We start from the raw sequence: 9,540 nt of genomic DNA on the forward strand, positions 1-9,540 counted from the left end.
ACTTGCTCGTCGCGACCTGAACGACGTCGAGGCCGCGCTTCGCGAGCGTCGCTGCTGCAAGCGACGCGGCCGGGTGCTTGCCGACAACGACGACCGGGGCGAGCTTCATCTTCGCAGCCTTCTTCGCCATGCGACACGCTATGTGACGTCAGTCGAAGCTCTGCAGCCCACGCACCTCACCGTCGTCGGCTTCGTCGACGACATCGACCTCGCCCGCGGCGGCCTGGATCGCCTTCTCGAGCGTTCGATGGTTCAGTTCGTCGACGTGCAGGAACGTCCCGGGAAGCTTCTTTGCGGCGTAGAGGTGCGATGACACGAGGGACACCCGCTCGAACGCCTCCGTCGACATGGGCCGTTCGGCAGGCTCGCTCAGCATCGATGTCGCAAGTGTCAGAACGGCCTCGGAGAGTGGCTCATTTGCGAAGACCGCGGCGACGAAGTGGACCTCACCGGCACGGATCGCGAAGAGCTTGGCGGCCCCGTTGCCACCCGGCTGGACGGCCAGGAACCGCATGTCTTCCACGCGCCGCGTGTGGCGATAGTGCTTCTGGCGAAGCGAGCGGAGCTGCTCGCCCCGCTTCTTCAGCTCGGCCGCGACTTCGAACTTCGTCGCCGCCGCCGACTGTCGCATGCGTTGGTCGACCTCTGCGACCGCTCGTGGCACGTCGGCCATGAGTGCTGCCGCCTCACCGCAAAGCGCTCGATAGGCGTCGAGTGACACACCGCTTGGCGGACCCTCGCATGGGCCGACGCACTTCCCCATCTCGCGCCACTGGCACGGATCGCTCTTGTCGCTCAGCAGTCGATCGCGATCCCGGCACAGATCGAAGAGCTCTTCGATCGATCGGACGTACTTGTCGGCCGCGTGCTTATCGCCAATTGGTCCGACGTAGGTGCCGGTTCGCTTGTCGATCTGATTTTGCTTCGTCAGTCGCGGGAACTTCGTAGCCGGATTGAAATGGACGAACCACGCCGGCGTGAAGCCGAGTACGCCGCCGTAGCTCTCCGGGAAGCACGCACGGGCGGCTTCGAGGTAACGCAGATCCTGCTCGAAGGCACTGTCGACGCGTGTGTAGCGGACGTGCTTCGTGATGGCCGACAGGTCGGCCGTTCGTGCGCTGCCGACTTCCGGATCGAGCCGTCGTTTGAGGCTTGCCCGGAGGTTCTTGACGCACAGCAGCTGCAGCGGCCGGTCGTCGGCGTCCGTCATCAGGTAGACCGCCCACGCTGCGGGAACATCCTGTGCGAACGTCGCGACGCCCACTTCGGCGTCGAAGGTCGCAACGTGCTCGAACAGATCGTCGTACCGCGGCATGCCCGTCACGCCGCGGAGGCTTCAGAAGAGCCAGATGCGAAAAACTCATCGAAAACGACCTCTTTGCCGGTATCGCTGCTGGCATAGAGCGCGTCGAGGATCTGCATGGTCACCAGCCCATGCTCGGCCGAGCAGATTGGGTCGCGACCTTCGCGGATCGCATCGAGGAAGTCAGACTGCACAGTCGGAACCGCGGGCGGGTTCGAGATAACTGAGTCCTGGAATCCGCCGTGACGTCGGCTGTAGACCGTCAGGTCGTTGGGCCCGCCTTGGTAGCCGTGCAGCTCTCGTCGGGCACCACCGTCGGTGCCGTAGACCTGCAGGACGCGGTGCTCCGGGATGTGGTGATGGCTGGCCCAGGAAATCTCCATCTCGGCTGATGCGCCGTTCTCGAAACGCACGAAGGCGACGCTGAAGTCGTCGACGTCCATCTCCAACTCGGGCACGTCGACCTTGGCGAACTTGGTGTAGATCTGCGATGAGAGCGACTTGATCTTCGGGTGCCCCATGACGTGCAACAGCTGATCGAGCTGGTGGACGCCCAGATCGATCATCGCCCCGCCGCCGGCGAGTTTCTTGCTGACAAAGCCGGGCCTCGCCGGAATGCCGCGGCGTCGGTGCCACAGGGTTCGACCGAAGTAGAGCTCGCCCAGGTCTCCCGCGACCGCGTAGCGATGCATGGCCGCGACGAACGGATTCATGCGGTGGTTGAAATGGATGCCCAGCGTCTTGCCGGTCTCCTTCGACACGTCGATCATCGACGTCGCCTCGGCCGTGTTCATGGCCATGGGCTTCTCGCACAGGACGTGCTTGCCGGCCTTCATCGCGGCGATCGACAGCGGCATGTGCGTCGCGTTCGGCGTGCAGACGCTGATGACGTCGACATCGGCGTCTTCGAAAAGATGCTGTGCGTCCGTGTAAACCCGGCTGATTCCAAAGTTATCTGCCGCCTTCTGTGCCTTGTCGCGATCGAGATCGCACACGGCAACGGCGTCGCAGGCCTCAGCGTCCTGGAAAGCACTCAGGTGTGCCTGACCGATGCCGACCCCGATCACCGCGGCCCGGAGGTGCAGCTTCTCACTACTCTCTTGCATGCCCGCGAGCATAGCTGCCCGCGTCAAGACGACGCGGCCTGCGACGCGCCAATCGCACGTCGAACTTCTTGAAGCATCTGGTCCACGCGGAACGGCTTGAAGAGAATCGCGCTCAGCCCTTCCTGGCTAGCACGGACGATGCAATGGTTCGGGTCGTACCCGAAACCCGTCATCAAAATGACCGCCGGCGGCTGGGCGAGCGTCCGTGTGGCGGCGAAGACGTCGTAGCCGCTCAGATCGGGCATTCGGATGTCGCTGAGTATGAGGTCAAAACCTGCCTGCAACGTGTTGATCGCCTCACGTCCGGTCCGGCACGTCGTGACGACGGCACGGTGCTTTTTCAAGACTGCTGCGACGGTTTCACGGATCGACTCCTCGTCGTCGACTACGAGAACGCGTGCGCCGCTGATCGCATCGTGCACTTCAGGCTCGATCGACACCTCGCGACTGCGTGTACCCAACAGAACGTTCGGACCTTTCGACGCATCGCGCATGCCTTCGCGGATCTGCTCGACGTTCTGAAGGATCGCACGCAGGCGGTCGTGGAGCTTCTCCTCCCCGACGAAGTCGTCCAGCAGGCTCTGGGCATCCAGCGCGATGTCGTTCAGCGGACCGGCCACCTCGCCAGCGACGTTGTCGGCGACCTTCTTGTTGGTCGCGGCACGCTCGCTCACGAGCAGCCGCAGGATGCTCATCGCGATCGCGACATATCGGCCGAAGATTTCCGCAAACTGGCGGTCGTCCTCGTCGAACGCCCCGAGCGAGCGACTTTCGACATTGAGCACGCCGACGATCGTGTCGTCAAGCGTTAGCGGCACCGTCAAGCTGCTCTGGGCACCGTCCAGCCCCGGGATGTACCGCGAGTCTCGTCCGACGTCGTGGCAGATGTAGCTGCGGCCGGTGCGTGCGACGTACCCCGAAATCCCATTGGCCTCGTCGTCGGCGACGAGCTCGACGTCCAGGGCTTCTGGCGGTAACCCGTCGGACAACACCGGCTCGAGCTTGCTGCCATTCGGATCAACCAGCCGGATGCAGAAGTGGTCGAAGCTCATCAGGTCACGCGTCGCCCGGATGACCCGCTCCTCGACCACTTTCAATCGCTCGGCGGGCGTCATCGCATCGACGGCCTGGCTTTCGATCCGCACGAGCTCCGCACCGGCCTTGTCGATCGCGTCGATCTTTCGCTGCAGACGACGATGCTCAGACGCGTCGAAGATAACAGCGACGGCGACCTGCTCTCGGTCGTGGGTGCTTCGTCCAACGACGACCTCGAGGTGGTGGTCTTCACCCGCGGCGAGCTGGAAACGCCTCGACGACCGATCGGCGGCATCGTGCCGCAGCACGTCGATGCAGACGCGTCGCACTTGCTCCCGCACGGCAGCGGGCCAGCGTGCCAGCCGCTCACCTGCGTAGAGCTCGTGTTCATTCACGTTGACGACAAGAACGCCCTCGCCAACCGCGTCGAGAAGCGACGCATCAGACGGCAGGTCCATCGAAGGTGGCGTTTCGAGCGTCGGTGTCACGGCAGACGTCGCAGCAAAGTGGCCCCGGCGGCCAAGCTAATCCCGGCAGGTGTCTTGCGAAAGCGATTCTGCACCTTTTTTCGTCAATCACGACCGAAGGGCTTCATTAGCCGCGACCGCGTCGCTGGCCACGACGGTCCGCTGGATGACCTCTTCGCCACGAGCCCATGCGGCAGTGAGTCGTACCCGCTCCGCATCGAGTGGTTCGGCGTAGGCGGCGATGGGAGAGTGGCAGTCGCCGTCGAGAAGCTCGACCACCCGCCGCTCCACCGCAACGGCACGCCGCGTCGCCGGATCGTCCAGCGGCCGGACGAGGTCTCGGACATCGACTTCATCACGACGGCACTGCACGAGCAACGCCCCTTGTCCGGCCGCCGGCGGATGGTCGTCAGGCGGCAAGATCCGGAGCCGCAAACCGCTCAACTCGTCCGACGCATCGTCCAGCAGCCCAAGCCGTCGCAGACCGGCCGCTGCGAGTAGCGTCGCGTCCACCTCGCCCGTCCGCAGTTTCTCGAGCCGTGTGTCCACGTTGCCGCGGAACGGCACGATTCGAAGATCCGGCCTGTCGTGTCGCATCAGCATCGCTCGGCGCGGACTCGACGTCCCCAGCCGTGCGTCCACCGGCAACGTGTCCAGGCCCGGCCGCAGGATCAGCACATCCCGCACATCCTCACGGGTCGGAATGGCTGCCGCGACCAACTCCTCGACGCCGTCCGTCAGCGGCATCGTCACAGGCACGTCCTTCAGACTGTGGACGGCCAGGTCGGCCTCGCATCGGAGCAGTGCCTGCTCGACCTCGGTGACGAAGAGTCCCTTGCCGCCGTGACGGGTGAGATCGCCCTGATCACGATCGCCTTGCGTCGTGAGCCCGACGAGTTCGACCCGGACGTCTGGATGAGCCTGCTCGATGGCTTTGGCGACCTTTCGACTCTGCGCAAGGGCAAGTCGGCTTTGACGGGTCGCCAGACGCAGCACACGCACGACGAAGTTTAGTGTCGCGATCGTCTGGCCGAAGCTTTGAGCCGGGGACGCGCCTTCCTACACTGCCGAACATGAGCGTTGCCGAAGCTGCCCCGCCCCGTCAGAAGTCCCCAGCCACCCAGGCCGACCGCAATGGGGCCTCGCACGCCAAACCTGGTGCCGTGCAGGACATCCGTACGCCGCGGAAGATGGACGCCCTTTTTGAACCGTCCACGGACGGCGACAAGGAACGTGCCCGGCTGCGCATGATGATGCTGATCAGGCGCTTCGAAGAGAGCATGTACCGCGAATACACCTCGCCGCGCACGCTCGAAGACGGCACGAAGGAGATGAAGATCGGTGGCTTCTGCCACCTCTACAGCGGTCAGGAGGCCATCGCCGTCGGTTGCGAAGCGGCGATGAACCGGGAGAAGCACGACGATCAGCTCATCAACGCCTACCGCTGCCACGGTCACTCGCTGGCCCTGGGAATGAGCCCGCACGTCGCTGCAGCTGAGCTTTTTGGCAAAGCGACCGGCTGCAGCAAGGGCAAAGGCGGCTCGATGCACCTCTTCGACGCGTCGCAAGGCAACAACGGCGGCCACGGCATCGTCGGTGGTCACCTTCCCGTCGCCGTCGGCCTCGCCTTCGCCCAGTGGTACAAAAAGACCGGCGGCGTCACGTTCTGCTTCTTTGGCGACGGAGCCATCAACCAGGGCGCACATAACGAAGCCCTCAACCTTGCCAGCCTCTACAAGCTGCCCGTCATTTGGGTCATCGAGAACAACGCCGTCGCCATGGGCACGCAGGTCGAGCGGCACAGTGCCGAAACCGACCTCGCCAAGCGTGGCCTGGGCTACGACATGCCCACGTACAACCTCGACGCCAACGACCTCGACGCGACGATCGAGTTGTTCAGCGAATGCGTCGCCCGCGGCCGCGAAGGCAACGGGCCCTCATACATCAGCGCCAACACCTTCCGCTTCCGCGGCCACTCGATGAGCGACCCGCTCAAGTACCGCACCCGCGAAGAAGCGGAATCGGCAAAGGTTCGGGACCCGATCAGCCTCTACGAAATCAAGCTTCGCGAAGCCGGCTTCCTGAACGACGCTCAGGCCGAGTCGATGGAGAAGGAGATCCGAGCCGAAGTCAAAGCCGCCATCAAGCAAGCCGACGCCGACCCGCACCCGGATGTCGAGAGCCGCTTCGAAGACGCCATCGCGGAGACGTATCCGCTGGAGGTCGACTAATGGCGATCCATGATGAAGGCGATTCGTGGAAGCATCGAGACGACGAAGCTCCTCGCCCGAGGAGCTTCGAGGAGCAAATCCAGGAACTCTCGCGTGCCAGGCCTTTCGAACCCTTCACGATCGTGATGAGTTCCGGAGATCGTCTGCACGTGACGAGCGAGTTCGCCTTGGCCCTGGGTCCGGTCACCTTCACGGTCTATTTGCCTGGTGGTGGGACGGCCCGCCTTCGTAAGAAGGAAATCGTGGTGGTTGAGATACCTGAGCCAGCCGCCTGAGCTGTGTTTTCTCCGCCTTCACGCGACGCGTGCAACTGGCGGCCACCGCTACCCTGCCCGGTTTTCCCAAGAAACCAGATAAATGCCCGAGATTCAATACCGACAAGCCCTTCGCGACGCCATGACCGAGGAGATGGAGCGCGACGACAACGTGTTCCTCATGGGCGAAGAAGTCGCCGAGTACAACGGGGCGTACAAGGTCTCCGAGGGTATGCTCGACAAGTTCGGGCCGCGCCGCATCTTCGACACGCCGATCAGCGAGACCGGCTTCAGCGGCCTGGGCGTGGGCGCGGCGTGCATGGGGCTCCGGCCGATCATCGAGTTCATGAGCTGGTCGTTCACGCTCGTCTGTGCCGACCAGATCATCAATAACGCCGCCAACGTCCGCTACATGTCCGGCGGGCAGTACAAAGTCCCCGTCGTCTTCCGCGGTGGCAACGGCATCGCCCACCAGCTCGGTGCCACCCACAGCCACCGCGTCGAGACGATCTACGGCCGTATCCCCGGCCTCGTCACCCTCTGCCCCGCCACGCCGTACGAGGCCAAGGGCCTGCTTAAGGCCGCGATTCGGTGCGACGACCCGGTCTGCTTCCTTGAAAGCGAGATCATGCTCAACGACAAGGGTGAGGTGCCAGACGCGGAGTATGTCCTGCCCATCGGCAAGGCCGACGTGATGCGTGAAGGCGACGCGTGCACCGTCGTCTCCTATGGCAAGAGCCTCGCCCGCTTCGCCAAGCCGGCCGTCGAACAGCTTGCCGACGACGGAATCGACTGCGAGCTCATCAGCCTCCGCAGCCTCCGCCCGCTCGACACCGAGACGATCGCCGAGAGCATCAAGAAGACCAATCGCTGCGTCATCGTCGACGAGGACTACGGCCTCTACGGCATGGGCGCCGGCGTGATGGAGAAGATCTACAAGACCAGCTTCGATGACCTCGACGCCCCCATCGGTCGCGTTCACAGCGACGACATCCCAGTGCCCTATGGCCACTACATGGAAGAAGCGATGCTGCCGAGTGTCGAGAAGATCAAGGCGGCCGTGAAGGCAGCTTGCTACACTTCGTGAACCAGCCTCTCCCTTTCACCAGATATGACAAGTGGCCCCAACAAACAACGGGCTTTTGGTACGGGCTTCTTGATAAAAGCTCTCGCGGTTGCGTTTGTGGCTTGGGTGATTTTGGGACTCGCTGCACCCCTCGTAACGTATTGGCTCATTCCCGGAATGAAAGATCATTGGGCGGGAGTCGGACCGATCGGAGACCTCTTCGGTGTTGCGAACTCCTTCTTTTCAGCATGCGCACTTCTTGGTGTGCTGCTAACACTGTTGCAGCAGAATCGCAGCCTTGAGCAACAGCAAGAGAGCTTGACTCAGCAGCGTGCAAGCCTCGACATCCAGAATCGCGAGCTACGTCAGTCAGTGGAGGCGCAGAAACAAACCGCAGACAATCACAAACGAGCACTGGCTGCAGAAGTTCTGCTACCGCTGATGTCAGAGAGCCGTGACGGCGAAATGGGCGAGTCTCGCCAGCGCGTAGCCTCGTTCTTTCGGCATGAAGACGCAGCATCCCGTTTCAGACACATGTATCTCAGGTCCATTAGAAAGGAAGATGGCCTGAGTGACGTAGACTCTAGTCTCTATGAAACTCTGGATGATGACAGGCGAAAGATAAAGTTGCTAATCATGAAGGTTTTTCAGCTTCGCGACCAAGAAATCGTTCCTAATGACGATCTTGCACGCCTTGTAATTAGCGTAACTGCTGTCGGCCTGGTAAAGTTCGCGCTATCTCCTATAGAGAAGATCCTCATCAACGATCCCGGTTACAATCCTCCCTGGATTAGCTGGACGTTAAGCCTGTATGATGCAGAGGATGTTGATCGATACTGGAATCGAGGCAATCGGTGATTCGGCGGCAGTGAAGAGTCGTAAGGCTAGCGTGCGCGAAATTCTCGCACTCGGTCGACTGGCGGAGGATTTGTCCTCGGCCTAGGCCTCGTACGGGGCCCGCCCCCGCTACTCTGGTGCGCCGCTTGTTTTCGAGGCTGATCATGTCGCTACCGTGACGGCATGGCTGACTGGATGTGGAGTGCGTTGATCGCCGTGCCGATGGTGCTCGCGATGGCGGGCGGTGCGACCGCCGACGAGGCGGACGACGACCCCAAGCCCGCGGCGGAGCAGCCGGCGTTCAAGAGTCGGCAGGACACGACGCACACGGTCAACGGCCTGACCTTCCAAGCGACGGCGGCTGAGTTGGACATGAAGGACGACGCCGGCGTCACGCGGGGGACGATCTTCTTCACCTACTACACCGCCCTCGATGGCGACGGGAAGCCGCTGCACGAGACCGAGCCCCGACCAATCACCTACGTCTTCAACGGCGGGCCCGGTGCGGCGAGCGTGTGGCTGCACCTCGGCACGGCCGGGCCGTTCCGCGTGGATCTGCCGGACGACGGCACGCCGCCCGCGCCGCCGAGCACGGTGGTCGAGAACGAGGCGAGCTGGCTGCCGGCGACGGACCTGTGCTTCATCGATCCCGTCGGCACGGGCTTCAGCCGGGCGGCGACGAAGAAGGTCGACAAGGACAAAGACGGCAAGCAGGACCCTGACGCCGAGGTGAAGGACGAGGGCGAGCGGTTCTACGGCGTGGAGCAGGACGCCAAATGGGTCGGCGAGTTCATCCGCCTGCACTGCACGCGCTTTGCCCGCTGGGACGACCCGAAGTTCCTCGCCGGCGAGAGCTACGGCACCACCCGGGCGGCACGGCTCGCGATCAGCTTGCACGACCGATTCGGCCTCGACGTCAACGGCGTCATCCTCATCAGCACGGTCCTCGACTTCAGCACCATCCGCGAGGCGGCGAACAATCCGATGCCGTTGGTGACGTTTCTGCCGACCTACGCCGCGACGGCCGCGTTCCACGGCAAGGTCGACATGACGCCCGAAGATGCAAGGAAGGCTGCGGAAGCGTTCGCGGTCGAGCGTTACCTGCCGGCACTGGTTCGTGGTCAGTCGCTCGACGAAGAAGGCCGGCGTGCGATTGCGGAGGAGTATGCGACGCTCACCGGGCTGGACGCGGACTTCGTCATGATCAACGACCTCCGCGTCGGGCCGTTCCGCTTTATGAA

9 protein-coding genes are annotated in these 9,540 nt (G+C 63.1%); 5 read left to right on the forward strand and 4 right to left on the reverse strand.

Annotated elements, in window-relative coordinates:
• Positions 1 to 148 precede the first annotated feature (148 nt).
• The 4 genes from AAGI46_12790 to hemC form a co-directional block, all read right to left on the reverse strand.
• Complete coding sequence (locus tag AAGI46_12790; protein ID MEM1013085.1) at positions 149 to 1,324, reverse strand: hypothetical protein; 1,176 nt, start codon at positions 1,322 to 1,324, stop codon at positions 149 to 151.
• Complete coding sequence (locus AAGI46_12795) at positions 1,321 to 2,409, reverse strand: Gfo/Idh/MocA family oxidoreductase (protein ID MEM1013086.1); 1,089 nt, start codon at positions 2,407 to 2,409, stop codon at positions 1,321 to 1,323. The genes AAGI46_12790 and AAGI46_12795 overlap by 4 nt, the downstream gene beginning before the upstream one ends.
• A gap of 23 nt (positions 2,410 to 2,432) precedes the next feature.
• The gene (locus AAGI46_12800; GenBank protein MEM1013087.1) at positions 2,433 to 3,902 is read right to left on the reverse strand and encodes a response regulator; all 1,470 of its coding nucleotides are present in this window, start codon (positions 3,900 to 3,902) and stop codon (positions 2,433 to 2,435) included.
• Positions 3,903 to 4,019: 117 nt separating this feature from the next.
• Positions 4,020 to 4,913: a hydroxymethylbilane synthase gene (hemC, locus tag AAGI46_12805; protein MEM1013088.1), complete on the reverse strand. Its 894-nt coding sequence runs from the start codon at positions 4,911 to 4,913 to the stop codon at positions 4,020 to 4,022.
• 71 nt (positions 4,914 to 4,984) lie between these two features.
• On the opposite strand from hemC, the gene AAGI46_12810 reads away from it, so the two are divergent.
• The 5 genes from AAGI46_12810 to AAGI46_12830 all read left to right on the forward strand — a co-directional run.
• The gene (locus tag AAGI46_12810) at positions 4,985 to 6,142 is read left to right on the forward strand and encodes a thiamine pyrophosphate-dependent enzyme (GenBank protein ID MEM1013089.1); all 1,158 of its coding nucleotides are present in this window, start codon (positions 4,985 to 4,987) and stop codon (positions 6,140 to 6,142) included.
• Positions 6,142 to 6,417, forward strand: coding sequence for a hypothetical protein (locus tag AAGI46_12815; GenBank protein MEM1013090.1), 276 nt, complete (start codon positions 6,142 to 6,144; stop codon positions 6,415 to 6,417). The genes AAGI46_12810 and AAGI46_12815 overlap by 1 nt, the downstream gene beginning before the upstream one ends.
• 82 nt (positions 6,418 to 6,499) lie before the next feature.
• Positions 6,500 to 7,483, forward strand: a complete 984-nt coding sequence (locus tag AAGI46_12820) for an alpha-ketoacid dehydrogenase subunit beta (GenBank protein ID MEM1013091.1) — start codon at positions 6,500 to 6,502, stop codon at positions 7,481 to 7,483.
• Positions 7,484 to 7,507: 24 nt separating this feature from the next.
• Entirely contained in the window at positions 7,508 to 8,320 is an 813-nt protein-coding gene (locus tag AAGI46_12825; protein ID MEM1013092.1) for a hypothetical protein, read from the forward strand.
• Positions 8,321 to 8,482: 162 nt separating this feature from the next.
• On the forward strand, positions 8,483 to 9,540 hold a 1,058-nt coding region (locus tag AAGI46_12830; protein ID MEM1013093.1), incomplete at its 3' end, for a hypothetical protein.

Source organism: Planctomycetota bacterium, from assembly GCA_038746835.1.
In the GTDB taxonomy this organism is placed as follows: Bacteria; Planctomycetota; Phycisphaerae; order Tepidisphaerales; family Tepidisphaeraceae; genus JBCDKH01.